Source organism: Pseudomonas graminis (assembly GCF_004364335.1).
Taxonomy (GTDB): Bacteria; Pseudomonadota; Gammaproteobacteria; order Pseudomonadales; family Pseudomonadaceae; genus Aquipseudomonas; species Aquipseudomonas graminis_D.
Window position 1 is genome coordinate 435,102 of record NZ_SOCR01000005.1, and the last position, 17,487, is coordinate 452,588.

Genomic DNA, 17,487 nt, shown 5'->3' on the forward strand with positions numbered 1-17,487 from the left:
CGTAACACCTGTAGGAGCGTGGCTTGTCCCGCGATCTGCCGCGCAGCGGCAGCAAATCAGACAACACGGTTGTACTGACCGTCCGCATTACCGGTTCACGGCTGCTACGCAACCGATCGCGGGACAAGCCACGCTCCTACAGCGGATATCCGCTGGCTGAATGACTACAACGCAAACGGCAACGGGATATGCGTTTCCTGGCGCTGTTCCAGGCGCTTACGGAATTCGTCTGGATCATGGATCAACACGTCCTGCCCAGCGAAGGTTTCAGCGGCGATCAGGCGTGACAGCCAGAAGCGCACGCAACCCACACGCAGCATCGTCGACCACAGCTCGGCTTCGGCGGCGGTAAACGGCCTCAGCGCAGCGTAGGCACCCAGAAACGCCCGGGCGCGTGGGGCATCGATGGTGCCGTTCTCAAACGAGCACCAGTCATTCACGGCAATCGCCACGTCGTACAGCATCGGCCCGGAACAGGCGTTGTAAAAATCGATCACGCCCGTTAGATGGGTGCCTTCGAACAGCGTGTTGTCGCGGAACAGGTCGGCGTGCAGATTGGCCCGCGGCAGCGCCATGATTTTTGCCTTGCGAAGCCGGATTTCCTCGACAGCCTTGGTCAGCAGCGCGCCCTGCGCCTCGTCCAGGTGAGAGATGAAATTACCGCCCTCCTCCAGCATCCAGTCCAGACCACGATCCGTTTTGCGTTCGATGGTCTGGCTGCGCGTGGCCATGTGCATGTGCGCCATGAACTCGCCAATCTGCACACAGTGCTGGGTGTTAGGCTGGGCCGGGTGCTTGCCGGACAGGCGCGGTTGCAGCAGGGCCGGTTTGCCTTTCAGCTCGCGCAGGGCCTGGCCGTCGGTGGTGCGCAACGCGTAGGGCACAGGCAGGTTGGCGTCGTGAAGAACATCCAGCAGCTCGATGAAGAACGGCATTTCCTGGACCGGACCGCGCTCGACCAGGGTCAGCACGAATTCGCCCTGCTCCAGGCTGATAAAGAAATTGGTGTTTTCACTTCCAGCGGCGATGCCCTGAAAATCACGCAGGGCGCCAAGCCCGTACGGGGCGAGAAAAGCTTCCAGCTCGGGCCGAGCCAGGGGAGTAAAAACGGACATAGAAGACTGCCAGCAAAAGAGTGAATGTAGGGCGTTACCAGCTGAATAGTACCCATTGGGGTATCAGCATGTCCGGTTGATCCGAACGGATGAATTGACCACTTGTACCGTCGGCGCGCACCAGATAATAAGGTTTGCCGTGTTTGGGCGTGATCTTCACGGCGTACACGAATCCGTTCGCACGATACTCCTTGATGAAGCCATCACTGTCCTGACGAATCGTCACATCAGGCTCTGCCGACGGTGCTTCATCGTCCGCCGCGACCGCCAGCCACGGACAGGCAAGCAACCCGCCGAGCAGTAACAGGCGATTCAGCGCGCGCATGATAACCTTATGCCTTTGTCGTCAACGGTCCGCGCATTCTAGCGCCGACCCCGCCGAAAAGGTTGATCTTGCACATGAGTCTTGCGCCCCTCGTCCTGGTGGACGGTTCTTCTTATCTTTACCGCGCGTTCCATGCGCTGCCGCCGCTCATGACCTCCAAAGGCCTGCCCACCGGTGCGGTCAAGGGCGTGCTCAACATGCTCAAAAGCCTGCGCAGGCAATATCCCGAAAGCCCGTTTGCCGTGGTTTTCGATGCCAAGGGCGGAACGTTCCGCGACGCGCTGTACGGCGAATACAAGGCCAACCGCCCCAGCATGCCGGACGACATGCGCGTGCAGATCGATTTCCTGCACAACTGCGTGAGAGGCCTCGGCTACCCGCTGTTGTGCGTCGAAGGCGTGGAGGCCGATGACGTGATCGGCACGCTGGCCCGCAGCAGCGCCGCCGCCGATCGTCCGGTGGTCATCTCCACCGGCGACAAGGACATGGCGCAGCTGGTCGACGGCCACATTACGCTGGTCAACACCATGACCGGCAGCGTGCTGGACGTCGCTGGCGTGAAAGAGAAGTTTGGCGTCGGCCCGGAACACATCATTGATTACCTGGCGCTGATGGGCGACAAGGTCGACAACATCCCCGGCGTACCCGGTGTCGGTGAGAAAACCGCGGCAGGCCTGCTGGTGGGCATCAACGGTGGCCTGAAAGAGCTTTATGCGAACCTCGACAAAGTGGCAGCGCTGCCGCTTCGGGGCGCTAAATCCCTGCCGGCCAAGCTCGAAGAACACAAGGAAATGGCCTTTCTGTCCTACGAGCTGGCGACCATCAAGATCGACGTGCCGCTGGATATCGAGCTCGATGCCCTGCACTGCGGCGAGCCCGATCGTGAGGCGCTGATGGCGCTGTACACCGAGCTGGAATTCAAGAGCTGGATCACCGATCTGCAGCGTGATGCCCGCCAGGAAGGCGCGGAAGTTGTTCCTGCTGCCGAGCCGGCGCCGATCATCGAGGCCACGTACGAACTCATTCTTGAGCAGACCCAATTCGATGATTGGTTGAAGAAGCTGAAAGACGCCCGGTTGTTCGCCTTTGTGGTGCAGAGCAACGGCACCGACGCCCAGCGCGCGCAGATCGTCGGCCTGTCGTTCGCGATCAAGACCCACGAAGCCTGTTACATCCCGCTGACCCATTCCTATATGGGCGTGCAGCAGCAACTGGATCGCGACGCGGTATTGAAAGCGCTCAAGCCCATGCTGGAGGACGCGAGCAAAATCAAGGTCGGCCAGCACGCCAAGTTTGCAATCAACTTGCTGGCCAACTGCGCCATCGATGGCGACCAGAGTCAGGGCATCAACGTGCAGGGCGTCAAGTTCGACACAATGCTCGAATCCTATGTGCTCGACTCCACCGCGACGCGTCACGACCGTGACAGCCTGGTCGCCAAATACCTGGATCACACGCCAGTGAATTTCCAGGACATCGCGGGCAAGGGCGCCAAACAGCTGAGTTTCGACCAGATCGCACTGGAGCAGGCGGGTACCTATGCGGCCGAAGAGGCCGACCTGACGCTGCGACTGCACGAAGTCCTGCAGGACAGGCTGGCGAAAACGCCAAGTCTAGCCCCAGTGCTGAACGACATCGAGATGCCGCTCATGCCTGTACTGGCCCGCATTGAGCGTCAAGGCGCGCTGGTCGATGCCAACCTGCTGGGCAATCAGAGTGTTGAGCTGGGCAATAAAATGACCGAGCTTGAGCGCGAAGCGTTTGCCATCGCCGGTGAAGAATTCAATCTCGGCTCGCCCAAGCAGCTCGGGGTAATTCTCTACGAAAAGCTCGGCATGCCGATCATCAGCAAGACCGCCACCGGGCAGCCTTCTACGGCTGAAGCGGTGCTCGCGGAGCTGGCGGAGCAGGAATATCCGCTGCCGAAGGTGCTGATGCAGTACCGCTCGATGAGCAAGCTGAAAAGTACGTACACCGATCGCTTGCCGGAGCAGATCAACCCGCGCACCGGGCGGATTCACACCTCCTATCATCAGGCGGTGGCGGTGACCGGGCGTCTGTCCTCCAGCGACCCGAACCTGCAGAACATCCCCATCCGGACCGCCGAGGGTCGTCGCATTCGTCAGGCGTTTGTCGCGCCCCAGGGCTACAAGCTGCTGGCGGCGGACTACTCGCAGATCGAACTGCGGATCATGGCGCATCTGGCGAAGGACGAAGGTTTGCTGCACGCCTTCCGCAATGACCTGGACGTGCACAGGGCGACGGCGGGCGAGGTGTTTGGTGTCGAACTGCCGGACGTGACCAACGACATGCGTCGCAGCGCCAAGGCGATCAACTTCGGTCTGATCTACGGCATGAGCGCGTTCGGGCTGGCCAAGCAGATCGGTGTCGATCGCAAGCAGTCCCAGGCCTATGTGGATCGCTATTTCGCGCGCTATCCCGGCGTGCTGGATTACATGGAGCGCACCCGTGCTCAAGCGGCGGAACAAGGGTACGTCGAGACCATCTTCGGCCGTCGCCTGTACCTGCCGGACATCAACGCGAAGAATCAGGCGCTACGCAAGGGCGCCGAGCGCATGGCGATCAACGCACCGATGCAAGGCACGGCGGCTGACATCATCAAGCGGGCCATGGTGGCGGTGAACGGCTGGCTGGAAGCGTCAGGTCTGGATGCTCGCGTCATCCTGCAGGTTCACGATGAACTGGTGCTGGAAGTGCGCGAAGATCTGGTCGAGCAGATCAGCAAGGACATTCGCGTGCACATGAGCGGCGCGGCCGAGCTGGATGTTCCGCTGCTGGTTGAAGTGGGTGTGGGGAACAACTGGGACGAGGCACATTAATACGGCCTTGTGGCTCCGCTTCTGCGCGGCATCGGAGCCGCGCTATCCATTAAATTTCCGCCGGTTTTGAACTTCGGCGGACAAACTCCGGTCTGAGTTTGCGAATGGCTGACGTAGCTATTCATGCTCCTATGTTGTGTTAAGTGTTGGCAGATATCCGGACCCCTCCCGAGAGGTCTGGACTTGGACCCCGAACTTCCCCTCCCCACATGAAGTCCGGGGTTTTTTTTGCCTGCGATTCAGGCCGCCGGTGCCTTGTCTTCCAGTTCCATCCAGTCGGCCAACACGGTGTAAGCCTCTTCCAGGCCCATGCGCTTGGGCGCTGAGAACAGCTGGATGGTGATCGCGTCACCCCAGCCGCGATGTATCTCCGACTGGACCTTGAGCAGCGTGTTTTTTGCCGCGCCGAAAGTCAGCTTGTCGGCTTTGGTCAGCAGAATGTGCATCGGCATGCCGCTGGCGATGGCCCAGTCGAGCATCAGCAGATCGAAGTCAGTCATCGGGTGGCGGATGTCCATCATCAGGATCAATCCCTTCAGACTTTCACGACCGCCCAGATAGGCTTCGAGGTGGCGCTGCCAGTGCAGCTTCAGTGGAATCGGCACCTTTGCATAACCGTAGCCAGGCAAGTCGACCAGACGACGGTCGTCGTCCAGGCTGAAGAAGTTCAGCAGCTGAGTACGGCCAGGGGTTTTCGACGTGCGCGCCAGACTGGCGTGAGTCAAGGTGTTCAGCGCGCTGGATTTACCGGCGTTGGAGCGGCCGGCAAATGCGACTTCAAAGCCTTCGTCGTCCGGGCATTGGTCGACTTTGGCAGCGCTGAGCATGAACTTGGCTTGTTGGCACAGGCCGAGAATTGGGTTCTTGAGTTGCATGGGATATCCGGTGAGGGCGTTGCGGCGTGCGCGGCAACGGGGTGTCTTTTTCCGTTCAATGGGCGCGAGTATATAATGCCGCAGATTTTCATGTGTGCCTTGTCCTGCCCCTGCAACGGTGTTGCCGACGCGAGAACCCGCCTGGCAGGTGCACCGAAACGTCCAGAGCCAGGCCGCCTCCTCTCAAGACAGTCCATCATGAAGGCCGCACTTTCAGCCGCATCGGATCAACCCATGAACGCATTTCTGTCGAGCCTGCTGTTGACCTTGAGCCTGAATGGCTTCGTGCAGGCCGCTGACTCGCCTGTGGGCGACCCCGTCGCCGGACAAGCAAAAACGGCTGTCTGCGGCGCCTGTCATGGACCCGACGGCAACAGCCTGGTGCCCATATTCCCGAAGCTCGCCGGCCAGGGTGAGCGCTATCTGCTCAAGCAACTGCACGACATCAAAGACGGCAAGCGTGTCGTACTGGAAATGACTGGCCAGCTCAACCCGCTCACCGATCAGGACCTGGCCGACATCGCCGCTTACTACGCCGGCCAGAAAGGCAGTGTTGGCGCTGCTGATCCCAATCTGGTCGCCGGTGGCGAAGTATTGTTTCGCGGCGGCAAGCCCGATCAGGGCATGCCGGCCTGCATTGGCTGCCACTCACCAAACGGCGCAGGCATTGCAACGGCAGGCTTCCCGTACCTGAGCGGGCAGCACGCCGATTACATCAAGAAACAGCTCACCGCGTTCCGCGAAGGTGAGCGCACCAACGACGGGGACACGCTGATCATGCGCACCATCGCCGCGAAGCTAAGCGACAAGGATATCGACGCGCTGGCGGCGTACATTCAAGGACTGCATTGAGCGTCTGGCGCGCGATCCTGACAGACATGGTTGGTAAAACAAAATGCCGACAGACCTGCCCGGACGGGCCAAAAAGGGTAGCGAACGGCTGCCCTTTTTTGTGGCCGCAGGCGTTACACTTGCGAACTCGTATCACCTCGGCCGGTCGAACCGCGGCCACCGAAGTGACCTTCCATGCCCAGGAGTTAAGCATGCGTAATCTGATTCTCAGCGCCGCTCTGATTTTCACCAGCCTGTTCGGTCTGACCGCTCAAGCAGCAGAGCCCATCGAAGCCGGCAAGCAATACGTCGAGCTGAAAAGCGCTGTTCCTGTTTCCGAGCCGGGCAAGATCGAAGTCGTCGAAATGTTCTGGTACGGCTGCCCGCACTGCTACGCCTTCGAGCCGGTCATCAATCCATGGGTCGAAAAACTTCCCGCTGACGTCCACTTCATCCGCGTTCCTGCCATGTTCGGCGGCCCTTGGGACGCTCACGGCCAGCTATTCATTACTCTCGACACAATGGGTGTGGAGAAGAAAGTCCACGCTGCCGTGTTCGAGGCCATCCAGAAAGGCGGCAAGCGTCTGACCGATCCGAACGACATGGCCGACTTCGTCGCCACCCAGGGCGTCGACAAGACCAAATTCCTCGAAACCTTCAATTCGTTCGCTGTGAAGGGCAAGATTGCCCAATACAAAGAACTGGCCAAGAAGTACGAGATCACGGGCGTTCCGACCATGATCGTCAACGGCAAGTACCGCTTTGATCTCGGCACTGCCGGCGGTCCCGAGCAAGCGCTGCAAGTGGCCGATCAGCTGATCGCCAAAGAACGTGCGACGCTGACCGCCAAGTAAGGGCTGACCATGGCGCGCTGGGGAACTACTGAACGGGTCGTTGCCCGGCACACGCCGAAGGTCAACGAGCATCATCTTCACGAGACAGGCCTGCCGGCCGACGGTCGGCTTCGCCTGCTCAGCTTCAACATCCAGGTGGGCAACAGCACCGAACGCTACCGGCACTACCTGACCCGGGGCTGGCAGCATCTGCTGCCGCACAACGGTCGAGCCGGGAACCTGCAGAAGATCGGCGATCTGCTGCGTGACTATGATCTGGTTGCGTTGCAGGAAGCCGATGGCGGCAGTCTGCGTTCGGGCTACATCAATCAGGTTGAACACCTCGCCCAGCTTGGTTCGTTTCCGTACTGGCACCAGCAACTCAATCGAAACCTCGGACGCCTCGCCCAGCACAGCAATGGCGTGCTCAGCCGTTTGCGTCCGTGGGACATCGAAGACCATCCGCTGCCAGGCCCTGCCGGGCGTGGCGCCATCCTCGTTCGTTTCGGCGAAGGTCCGGATGCGCTGGTCGTTGTGGTCATGCACCTGGCACTGGGCGCGCGGACCCGCACACGCCAGCTCGCGTACATTCGCGAACTGATTGGCGGCTATCGCCATCAGGTGCTGATGGGCGACATGAACACCCACGCCAATGACCTGCTGCAAACGTCGCCATTGCGCGATCTTGGCTTGCTTGCACCGCAGGTCGAGGCGACTTTCCCCAGTTGGCGTCCGCAGCGATGCCTGGACCACATTCTCCTGAGCCCGACCCTGACCCTTGAAAAAGTGCAGGTGCTGGCGCAGCCCATTTCCGATCATCTGCCCGTCGCGGTGGAGATTCGCTTGCCGGCCTCATTAATCGGTGACTCGCTGCCGATAACAAGCACATCTCCTCGCGGACCTGTGGAATGACCGACGAAGCGCAGCGCTGGAAAGAGAAGTACCTCAAGAGCATCGAGCAGCAAGACAAACTGGAGCGGCGCTGGAACGCACGGCTCGACTTGCTGCGTCGAGGCCTCGTGCGCAGCAGCCTGGCGGCGGAAGGTGCCGACAAGGCGGTTGATGCCTGCATGAAGGAAATGCGCGAGATCGTTCGCAAGGACGATATGGACGCAGGCCTGGCCGCCTTGATCCCGCGCCTGGAAAAAGCGGTGCTGGACTCCGAACAGCGTCGCGAGCAGCGCGTCGAGCAAATGGGTACGGCGCTGACGTCGTTGGTGGCGCAGTTGCAGGCGCTGCCGTTGCCGAAGGACGTCAGTAAGCCGCTCAAGCGATTCGCCAAGAGCCTGGAAGATCGCATCACACAGGCCCGTGAGCTGCCGCTGATATTAAGTGAGTTGAGCGGACTTCAAGGGCAGGCGCTGTCTCAGATCGAACACCCGGATGAAGCGTCCCGTCCAGGTTTTCTGCAGCGATTGTTCGGCGGTCACCGTGAGGCTGGCGGCGAGAGTGATGAGTCGGCCCCATTGCCCCATTCAGCTACCGAGCCGGTCGGGCTGACGCTGCGGGCTTCCGACGATGCGCCTCAGCATTCAGCCATCATGCCGGAGGCTGCGCCAGAGAACACTGAGCTGGAGGCTGAACTTCGCAGCGCTGTCCTGTCGGCTCCTCAGCCGGTCGCCGAAGAGCCGGAGCGTTTCATTCCGAAGCCTCACCCGGAAGTTGTTGTCGAGCCGGTCACCTCCGAGCCCGAGCCCGATCCGGCTGACCAGGCAGCCGCAGAGCCTGAAGCATCGCCCCACGCCGCTGACGCCCTGCAGCCCTCCGCCGCTGATGCACCAAGCGATGAAACAGCCGAGCCGGTACCTGAAGAGTCCTCCCCGGAGCCTCAGGAGACTGCTGAAGCCGGCGTTATTGCCGACGAGACCGAAATCGTCGGTGAAGACGAAGAGCCTGACGAGATCGTCGCCGAAGAAGACGGTCCCTACGCGCTGCCCTCCTCGCCCGAGCCCAGTTACAGCTCAGTCGCCGCCCATATAGAAGAGACGCTGCTGGGGCTGCTCGATGAACTGACGCTGCCCGAATACCATCGCCCGCAGGCCGAAGCCATGCGCGCACGGTTGGAACATGGGCTGAACTGGTACGAATTGCTGCCGATTCTCGACGATCTCGCCGTGCTGATGCTTGCGATCACCGACAGCGGCCAGCACGAATTCGAGGCTTACCTCAAGCAGCTCAACGAGCGACTTGAATCGTTTCAGAGCGGCTTGCTGGCTGCCAGCGAAGACCATGCCGATCAGCATTCGGCGTCGCGTCAACTGGACCATCAATTGCGCGAGCACGTCGATGACCTGCAAACCAGCGTGCAGCAGGCGGCCGATCTGGACAGCTTGAAACACGTGCTGGAGAGCCGGCTCGAAGGACTGATTGGCACTATGGATCATCATCAGCAGCAACGTGATCAGCGTGAGCAGGAAGTCGCCACCCGCCTGCAAGCCCTCTCCAGTCGCGTGGCCACGATGGAGCAGGAAGCACTGGGCTTTCGGGCTCACCTGGAAGAACAACGGCAGAAGGCGCTGATCGACACGCTGACAGGCTTGCCAAACCGCGCGGCGTGGAACGAACGGCTGGAGCATGAGATCGACCAGTTACAGAGGAAGCGTTCAAGCCTGCTGCTCGGCATTCTCGACCTGGATCACTTTAAGCGCATCAACGACGGTTACGGCCATCTGGCAGGCGACAAGGTCTTGAAGATCATCGCCGGTCAGTTGAGAAAGCGATTGCGGGCCTCTGACTTCATTGCGCGTTTTGGCGGGGAAGAGTTCGTGATCCTGCTGCCAGCCACGCCGATGGATGAAGGGCTGGCGCTGTTGGAGCGTCTGCGCGAAGGCATCGAACAGTGCCCGTTTCACTTCAAGGGCGAGCGGGTGACGGTCACGGTGTCGATGGGCTTTACCCTGTTTGCTCCCGGTGAGCGCAGCGATGGTGTGCTCAAGCGTGCGGATCAGGCGCTGTACCGCGCCAAGCATGAGGGGCGAAACCGGATCGAGCAGGGCTGAAGGGTTCGTCTGGTTGGCTGCGCGGGCACAATGCATTTTGAATGCGCCGCCGACGTTACGTTACACTGTTGCATTATTTGCCTACACGTCGTGCCGCCATGAAGTCTATTTCCGCTCTGTTTCTGTTGTTGCTGCTGACCGCTTGCAGCAGCGGCCCGAAGATCGACACCAGCCACCCTTCCGTCAATTTCGACAGCCGCGTGCAGTTCGTGGTGGTTCATTACACGTCTGCTTCCCTGGAGCGGTCATTGGCATTGCTCACCCACGGTGAGGTCAGCGCGCATTACCTGATCGGCGACGGGCCAGCCACTACCTACAAGTTGGTCGACGAATCCCAGCGCGCCTGGCACGCCGGTGAAAGCGAATGGGACGGGCGCACCTGGCTCAACTCAAGCAGTATCGGCATCGAGATCGTCAATCCGGGCTATCGCGACACGCCTACGGGTCGGCTCTGGTATCCCTACAGCGAGGCGCAGATTCAAGTGCTGATCGTGCTGCTCAAAGACATCGTCAAACGCAATCACATTGAACCGCGCCACGTCATTGGCCACAGTGACATTGCCCCCTTGCGCAAGCTTGATCCGGGGCCGTTGTTCCCATGGAAGCGGCTGGCCCAGGAAGGCCTGGGCATCTGGCCGGATGAACAGCAGGTCGCACAGCGTCAAACCCAGTTAATGGGCATCGTGCCGAATATCGTCTGGTTCCAGCAGCAATTGGCGCTGCTGGGTTACCCAACCCCGCAGACCGGAGAGCTGGACATCGCAACCCGTCACACCCTGGCTGCGTTCCAGATGCATTACCGACCACAAAAATTTGACGGTGAGCCGGATCTGCAAAGTGCAGCTATGCTGCAAGTGCTTAACTTCAGGCACTAAATTCCGCTGGTTGTCTTTTTTTTCGGACTATTTCTGCGCTTGTTGCTATACCTCAGTGGTTATGGAAATCCCACCCTCTGGATGACTGTCGATGCTCACGGCGACGCCGCGACTGCGCTCTTTTCTTTACCGTCCCTGGCTTCTGGCATTGTTGGCCGCGCTGTTAAGCGCGGCCGTCTTGCTGGCGGGCAGCTTTGGGCTGGCGATGCATCAGGCACGGCAGGACGAACGTGCGCAGATGAATGCACAGGGCGAGCGCTTTCTGGTGCGGCTGGAGCAATTGTTCGGCCAGTTGAGAGCCGGGCTCGATCAGCTTGAAGCCCAGCCGTTGCGCGGTTGCAGCCCCGAGATGATCGAGCAGCTGCGTCAGGTGAACTCGCGCTACCGCTTTATCTACGAAGTGGCGTACGTCAGCGAAAGCCAGTTCTGTTCCAGCTGGACGCGCCAGAGCCTGATTGGCAAGCCCAGGCCGCCGGACATTCGCGGCCCCACCTACGATTACTGGCTCAACACCTCTACCCAGCCTGACGACAACCTGGCTTCCTTGATGCTTGGGCGCGGGGAGTTTCGTGTTTCCACCTCCCGCGGCCATTTGACTGACGTGGTTGACCTGCCGGCGGGCGGCAGTCTGGTGGTGGTGCTGGATCGCGGGTCCAAAGCAGTCCCGGTCCTGGGCCCGGCTCAGACGTGGCCGCCCACGCCGGACTGGTCGCCGACCTCCACCGAAACGCTGATGTCCACCCAGGACAAACTTGTCTACCGGATGCCGACCCAGAGCCCGGAATATCAACTGGTCCTCATTACGCCGCGCAGTGCCTTGCAACAGAAGATCACCGGTGCGTGGTGGCTGCTGGTACCGGCCAGCCTGTTGATTTCGTTGTTCATCGGCATTCTCGTCCTGCAACTGGTACGTCAGCGGCAGTCATTGGGCGGTGAGCTGCACGGGGCGCTGCGCCGTGGCGAGCTGAAGGTTTTGTATCAGCCCATTTTTGATCTCAACACGCGTCTGTGCGTGGGCGCTGAGGCCCTGGTGCGTTGGCGACGACCGGACGGCACGCTGACCAGCCCTGACCTCTTCATCCCGCTTGCGGAAAACACCGGGCAGATCCGCCAGATCACCGACTTCGTGCTTCAGCAGCTGCTTGAACAGCTGGGCCAGCTCTTACGCGCCAATCCGCACCTGTATGTTTCGGTCAATCTGGCGGCGTGCGACGTGATGGCCCCACGCATCGGTCGAGTGACGGCGAAGCTGCTGGCGTTGCACAGGGTGGCGCCTCGGCAGATTGCCTTTGAAGTCACTGAGCGCGGCCTTGTGGACGTAGTCGTCGCGCGCAACCACCTTCAGGCGCTGCGCGATCGCGGCCATCAGGTGCTGATCGACGATTTCGGCACCGGTTATTGCAGTCTGGCGTACCTGCAGACGCTGCCGGTGGACTGCCTGAAAATCGACAAAGCGTTTATCGACGCCCTCGGGCACGATGCCGCGAGCAGTGGTGTGGCGCCGCACATCATTCGCATGGCCCATGCGCTGCAATTGCGGGTGATTGCTGAAGGCATCGAGTTTGAATCGCAGGCAACGCTGCTGAAAAGCGAAGGGGTGATTTACGGCCAGGGCTGGCTCTTCGCCCGGCCCCTGAGCGCGACCAAGTTCAGTGAGCTGGTGACCGGCGGCAGACGCAGCGGCGGGCGGCGTGCGGATGATGTGGCGTAGGGCTGCGAGACCTTTCTACAGCGGCAGTGCCATATAAAACTGTGTGCCCTGCCCCGGTCGTGAATAGACGCCCATTCGTCCGCCGTGCAGCTGAACGATTTCCTTGCACAAAGCCAGCCCCAGGCCTGCGCCGCCTTTTTTGCGTCCCACTTGCACGAATGGCTCGAAGATTCGGGCCTGCTGGCCGTAGGCAATGCCTTCGCCATTGTCTTCCACGCTGATGATCAGGCGCTCGCCATGACGCCGCGCCTGCAAGCGGATCAGGCCCGATTTAGGGGTATGGCGCAGAGCGTTATCGAGCAGGTTGTCGAGCACTCGATCCAACTGCGCCTTGTCCGCCTGCACCCGTGGCAGCGGCTCCTGGGTTTCCAGCAGCACCATGACGTCCTGATCGTGGGCGGTATCGGCAAAGCGCTGACGCGCCGATTCGAGCAATTCGCTGATATCGCACGGTTCAAGCGTCAGCTTCTGCAGGCCGTTCTGATAGCGCGAGAAGTTGAGCAGGTCGTTGATCAACTGCATCAGGCGCTGCATTTCTTCGTTGACGGTGTCCAGCAGGTCCTTCTCGCGCGAGTCCGGCGGGAAATGCACGCGCTCCTGAAGCAGGCCGAAAGCCATGTGCATGCCGGTGACGGGGGTACGCAACTCGTGGGAAGCGCGCAGCACGAACTCGCTGCGCACGCGTTCGAACGCCCGCTGTTCGGTGACGTCGTGCAACACCATCACGGCGCCGACGATGTGGCCTTTGGTGTGGCTGACCGGCGTGAGGCTGTAGGTAAGCAGGCGGACTTCGCCGTCGATCTCGATGGACAGGTCATCGGGTGCCCGTTCCAGCGTGCCGCCGCGCAAAACCAGATACAGCTGCTCGTCCAATTCCGGGCGTTGCAACGCCTCGCCGAGACCCTGGCCCAGGCGACTTTCTTCCCAGCCCAACTGCCGTTGCGCGACCGGGTTCAAGTGTTCAAGCCGCCCCTGGCGATCAATCATCAACAAGCCGTCGTCGATACTGTCCAGCACCGCCTGCAAGCGCTGTTGCCCGGCGAGCAGCTCATCGACGTTGGTTTTCTGATGCTGGCGCAATGCGTCGGCCATCATGCCGAAGCGGTGGGTAAGCAGATTCATCTCGTCCGATGAGGACGTCGGCAGCGTGACGTCGAAATCCCCCTGGGCAATGCGGTCCGCCGCCTTGGCCAACTGCTCGATGGGGCCGCCGAAACGCCGGGCAATGCCGTGGGCGGTGACGAAGCCGATAACCAACACCGCCAGCCCAACCAGTCCAAGCAGCGCCGAAACCCACAGCGCTCGCGACCTTGAGGCGCTTTCTGCCTGGCTGATGTTCACCAGCGCCTGGCGGTGGGCGTCGAGCAGGCCATCGCGCAACGTGTTGAACGCCTCGGTCACGGCCTCATTGTCGCGGATCGCGTCACCACGCTCGCTGGATTGTTCGATGGTTTTGACGAAGCGGGCGTAGTTCACCCGGGCCGTTTCGAACCCGCTGGGAACGCCGGTTTGCTGATCATGTTCAATGCCCTGATCGAGCAGATTCTGGAACTGTTCCTGATTGCGCTTGATCGACGCCTGATCGGGGCTGTCCTTGAGCATCATGACCAATTGGTCGCCCAGGTTCTGTCGCAGCTTCAGGCCGATATCGAGGGTGATGAAGTTGTGCCGAATCGACGATTCCTGAGATTTGGCCATCTGCATGACGCTGACGAGCCCCAGCACCAACCCCAGAAGGGCAACGGTGATGAGGGCCGAAATACTCAGGAAGAGTCGGGTGCGCAACTTCATCGCAAACATCATCGGCGCCCTGTCACAGGTTGTACTGCTTGCGTTTTCGGTACAGCGTCGAGGCGTCGATGCCTAACGTGCGTGCGGCTTGATCCAGCGTATCGCTGGTGGCCAGCACCGCGCCGATGTGAGCTTTCTCCAGCTCATCCAGACTCAATGCTGCGCCAACCCGAGGGGCGTTGTTAGCCGGCTGTTCGGCCATGCCCAGGTGCGTGATTTCGACTTTTTCCTGCGGGCAGATAATGCTCGCCCGTTCGATCACATTTCGCAGCTCGCGAATGTTGCCGGGCCACCGGTAGTTGAGCAGCGCACTGCGCGCCTGTTCGCTGAAGCCACGCGCCGGGCGGCTGTATTCCTTGACGAAGCGTGCAAGGAAGCGGTCCGCCAGCGTCAGGATGTCTTCGCTTCGCTCGCGCAAGGGGGGCAGGTTCAGGGTGATCACGTTCAGGCGATACAGCAGGTCCTCGCGAAAACGGCCTTCGCGGACCATGTCCTCAAGGTTCAGATTGGTCGCCGCCAGGATGCGCACGTCGGCACGACGGGTGACCGGGTCACCGACGCGTTCGTATTCCTTGTCTTGAATGAAGCGCAGCAGTTTTGGCTGCAGCGTCAGCGGGAAGTCGCCGATTTCATCGAGGAACAATGTACCGCCGTCCGCCTGATTCACCCGGCCAAGTGTGCTTTCGCTGGCGCCGGTGAAGGCGCCACGGCTATGGCCGAACAGTTCGCTTTCCATCAACTCGGCCGTGAGCGATGGACAGTTGATGGTCACGCAGGCCTTCTTGGCGCGCTTGCTCCAGCCGTGAATCGCCCGCGCCAATTCACCTTTACCCGTACCGGATTCGCCGAGGATGAGGATGTTAGCGTCGGTGTTGGCGACCTGCCGGGCGGTTTCGAGGATCGCCATCATCGACGGGCTGTGGGAATCCAGACCGTCCTTTGGTTTGCGAACTTCGCCTTCAAGGGCTTCGAGTCGCGCCGACAACTGGCGGACTTCGAGCTGCTTGGCGGTGGCCAGGCGCAGCTGATCCGGGCTGCAGGGCTTGACCAGGTAATCGGCAGCGCCGGCCTGAATTGCGTCGACGGCGGTGTCGACGGCCGAGTGCGCAGTGACAATCACCACGCGCATCCACGGCGCCTGCACGCGCATTTGCGCCAGAACGTCCAGCCCGTTGTCCTCACCCAGTCTCAGGTCGAGGAAGCACACGTCGAATACCTGACGCTGCAGCAGCGCCTCTGCCTGCGCCGCGCTGTTGGCGGTGGCTACGCTGTAGCCCTCATCTTCCAGGCAATAGCGGAAGGTGCGAAGGATGGCGGATTCATCATCCACGAGCAGAATACGGCCCTGATTCTCAGCGGCTGCTTCCATTTTTCCTACGCTCCTCAATGAATAGTCTGTGTTAGTCCCGGAAACATCGGGCAAGTTGCATGGTTCATTCTGATTGATTCTTTACGCTGCATGGTAGTGATCTTCTGAAAATAGCCGTCATGCGCTGATCCATGGCAGGTCACGTCCAATCACCGTCGGCTCGAACTCGCATGCGGGCAAAATCAGGCCGCGCCGAACATCTGGGCGAAAGACCAGTCTGTCCAGAGGTACCTTTTTGCAATTGTCTGGAGATTCCCATGCCCACGTTGAAGAAGATCGCCTTGGCCATCACCACCGCCAGCCTCCTCGGACTGACGCCCGTCATGGCTCATGCCGCGGCCGCCGATCTGCAGACCCAACTGGCCGAGGCGCGCCAGGAGGGTTCGATATGGACCGCCTTCGCCCTGAACCGGCATTTGAGCCCCTTCAAGATCAGCGTGGACGTGGAGCAAGGCACTGCAATCCTCAAGGGCAAGGTCGAGAACCAGGTCGACAAGGATCTGGCGGCGCAGATCGCGGGCGATATTCAAGGGATCAACAAAGTTGATAACCAGCTGGAGATCGATCCGCAGGTCGCTGCCGATCCGGGCACCAAAGCGACCATGGCCCAGCGTTTCGATGACGCGACGCTCACAGCGACCATCAAATCCAAGTTGCTGTGGAACAGCGTGACCGAGGCGTTGAATATCGATGTCAGCGCCGCTCAGGGAGTCGTCACCCTCAAGGGCCAGGCGAAAGATGCGGATGCCAAGCTGCTGGCCGGCAGCCTGGCCACCAACACGGACGGCGTGACGGAGGTGAACAACCTCATCAGCGTCAGCGCCCGGGATACACAGGCGATCAAGGAGCAAAGTGAGCTGCAGGCCAACAGTGTTCGCGAAGAGTTCAGCGACGCATGGATCACCAGCAAGGTGAAATCCAGCCTTATATATAGCCGCACCCTTGACGGTTTGAACATCAAGGTCGAGACCAAAGACGGTGTAGTGACGCTGGACGGTGTGGTGGCTAATTACGCCGAGAAGGAATTGGCGGTCGACATTGCGCGAAACATTCGCGGGGTCAAAGGCGTCGATGCCGACACGTTGCGCGTTACCGCGCGCAGCGCGGGCTAGAGCATTACACGGCGGTCGTAAGACGGGTATCAGATCGGAATTACCACTCGGAATGAATTCGGCCGCCTACGTGGTGTCAGGCCATTCGTGCATTCCGCACGATGGCAAATGTTCAATCGTGCAGGTTGCGTGTACGACCCTTCCGAGTACATGCCATAACGTATTGATTTAAAAGGATTTATTGGTTGAAAAAAAGCTGGCACACCGCGTGCAATATCCTTGGTAACAAAGGCCCGAACAGACGGCCGACAAGATTGCCAGGAGTCAGCTGAATGAACGCTCAACATCTCGCCAACAAACTGCGTATCTCTCCTCTGCATTTGCAGCAGGTGTTGTTTGCCAGTCTGGCGTTGATGATTACGCTCATTGCGGTTCAGCAATTCAATCACTGGAATCAGAATCAGGAAGTGACTCAGGTTCACTATTCCCACGCCCACACCGCACCGTTTGCCAAGGCAAGTGCGCTGAAAGCCTCGGACGTTGCCTTGAGCATGCAAGTTGATGATGCGGCCGCTACTACTGATGAAGCGCCACGTCAGCAAAGCTGGGTTTTCTGATCCTCCGGGTCGAAGACGCGATCTACCCCGAGGGTCACTCCGACGCCTCGACGTAGCAAAAATCAATAAACAGTAAGGAGATTCACCATGTTGAGTTGGGCAATCACATTTCTGATCATCGCTATCGTTGCAGCCGTCCTTGGTTTTGGTGGCATCGCAGGTACTGCTACCGGCATCGCCAAGATCCTGTTCGTGGTCTTCCTGGTCATGTTCGTGGTGTCGTTCTTCTTTGGCCGTCGCGGCCGAGGCTGAAC

General features: G+C 60.3%; 16 protein-coding genes. 11 read left to right on the top strand and 5 right to left on the bottom strand.

The genetic code is table 11. The features are described 5' to 3' along the window. Window positions 1-23: 23 nt before the first annotated feature. Window positions 24-164: a hypothetical protein gene (locus EC919_RS27155; RefSeq protein ID WP_166650531.1), complete on the top strand. Its 141-nt coding sequence runs from the start codon at window positions 24-26 to the stop codon at window positions 162-164. Here EC919_RS27155 and EC919_RS11940 read toward each other — a convergent pair whose 3' ends face one another. Both EC919_RS11940 and EC919_RS11945 read right to left on the bottom strand, forming a co-directional pair. Next, window positions 165-1,115 (bottom strand): homoserine kinase, encoded by a 951-nt coding sequence (locus tag EC919_RS11940; protein ID WP_133774123.1) that lies wholly within the window; start codon window positions 1,113-1,115, stop codon window positions 165-167. A gap of 34 nt (window positions 1,116-1,149) precedes the next feature. Beyond that, a complete protein-coding gene (locus EC919_RS11945) occupies window positions 1,150-1,440 on the bottom strand; it encodes a DUF2782 domain-containing protein (RefSeq protein WP_133774125.1) in 291 nt (96 codons plus the stop codon). 74 nt (window positions 1,441-1,514) lie between these two features. On the opposite strand from EC919_RS11945, the gene polA reads away from it, so the two are divergent. Further along, on the top strand, window positions 1,515-4,280 hold the full coding sequence (polA, locus tag EC919_RS11950; RefSeq protein ID WP_133774127.1) for a DNA polymerase I: 2,766 nt from the start codon (window positions 1,515-1,517) through the stop codon (window positions 4,278-4,280). Window positions 4,281-4,519: 239 nt separating this feature from the next. Here polA and yihA read toward each other — a convergent pair whose 3' ends face one another. Beyond that, window positions 4,520-5,155: a ribosome biogenesis GTP-binding protein YihA/YsxC gene (gene yihA, locus EC919_RS11955; protein ID WP_065987940.1), complete on the bottom strand. Its 636-nt coding sequence runs from the start codon at window positions 5,153-5,155 to the stop codon at window positions 4,520-4,522. 234 nt (window positions 5,156-5,389) lie between these two features. Between yihA and EC919_RS11960 the strand changes: the two genes are divergently transcribed. From EC919_RS11960 to EC919_RS11985, 6 genes are all read left to right on the top strand, one after another. Next, complete coding sequence (locus EC919_RS11960) at window positions 5,390-6,007, top strand: c-type cytochrome (protein ID WP_133774129.1); 618 nt, start codon at window positions 5,390-5,392, stop codon at window positions 6,005-6,007. 191 nt (window positions 6,008-6,198) lie between these two features. Continuing rightward, window positions 6,199-6,840, top strand: coding sequence for a thiol:disulfide interchange protein DsbA/DsbL (locus tag EC919_RS11965; protein WP_133774131.1), 642 nt, complete (start codon window positions 6,199-6,201; stop codon window positions 6,838-6,840). Window positions 6,841-6,849: 9 nt separating this feature from the next. Then, window positions 6,850-7,731 (top strand): endonuclease/exonuclease/phosphatase family protein, encoded by an 882-nt coding sequence (locus EC919_RS11970; protein WP_065987938.1) that lies wholly within the window; start codon window positions 6,850-6,852, stop codon window positions 7,729-7,731. Next, window positions 7,728-9,818: a GGDEF domain-containing protein gene (locus tag EC919_RS11975; RefSeq protein ID WP_133774133.1), complete on the top strand. Its 2,091-nt coding sequence runs from the start codon at window positions 7,728-7,730 to the stop codon at window positions 9,816-9,818. The genes EC919_RS11970 and EC919_RS11975 overlap by 4 nt, the downstream gene beginning before the upstream one ends. A 98-nt stretch (window positions 9,819-9,916) precedes the next feature. Then, entirely contained in the window at window positions 9,917-10,693 is a 777-nt protein-coding gene (locus EC919_RS11980) for an N-acetylmuramoyl-L-alanine amidase (protein ID WP_133774135.1), read from the top strand. Window positions 10,694-10,784: 91 nt separating this feature from the next. Next, window positions 10,785-12,404 (top strand): EAL domain-containing protein, encoded by a 1,620-nt coding sequence (locus EC919_RS11985; RefSeq protein WP_133774138.1) that lies wholly within the window; start codon window positions 10,785-10,787, stop codon window positions 12,402-12,404. A 15-nt stretch (window positions 12,405-12,419) separates the two neighbouring features. Here the strand turns inward: EC919_RS11985 and EC919_RS11990 are convergent, their stop codons facing one another. Next, the gene (locus EC919_RS11990; protein ID WP_133774140.1) at window positions 12,420-14,207 is read right to left on the bottom strand and encodes a KinB sensor domain-containing domain; all 1,788 of its coding nucleotides are present in this window, start codon (window positions 14,205-14,207) and stop codon (window positions 12,420-12,422) included. 10 nt (window positions 14,208-14,217) lie between these two features. Continuing rightward, window positions 14,218-15,564: a sigma-54-dependent response regulator transcription factor AlgB gene (gene algB / locus EC919_RS11995; protein WP_133774142.1), complete on the bottom strand. Its 1,347-nt coding sequence runs from the start codon at window positions 15,562-15,564 to the stop codon at window positions 14,218-14,220. Window positions 15,565-15,821: 257 nt separating this feature from the next. Here algB and EC919_RS12000 point away from each other — a divergent pair, with 257 nt between their 5' ends. The 3 genes from EC919_RS12000 (at window position 15,822) to EC919_RS12010 (ending at window position 17,485) form a co-directional block, all read left to right on the top strand. Then, window positions 15,822-16,676 (top strand): BON domain-containing protein, encoded by an 855-nt coding sequence (locus EC919_RS12000; RefSeq protein ID WP_133774144.1) that lies wholly within the window; start codon window positions 15,822-15,824, stop codon window positions 16,674-16,676. A 272-nt stretch (window positions 16,677-16,948) separates the two neighbouring features. Next, a complete protein-coding gene (locus tag EC919_RS12005; RefSeq protein ID WP_133774146.1) occupies window positions 16,949-17,233 on the top strand; it encodes a hypothetical protein in 285 nt (94 codons plus the stop codon). Window positions 17,234-17,320: 87 nt separating this feature from the next. Continuing rightward, window positions 17,321-17,485, top strand: a complete 165-nt coding sequence (locus EC919_RS12010) for a DUF1328 domain-containing protein (RefSeq protein ID WP_002555679.1) — start codon at window positions 17,321-17,323, stop codon at window positions 17,483-17,485. Window positions 17,486-17,487: the final 2 nt, after the last annotated feature.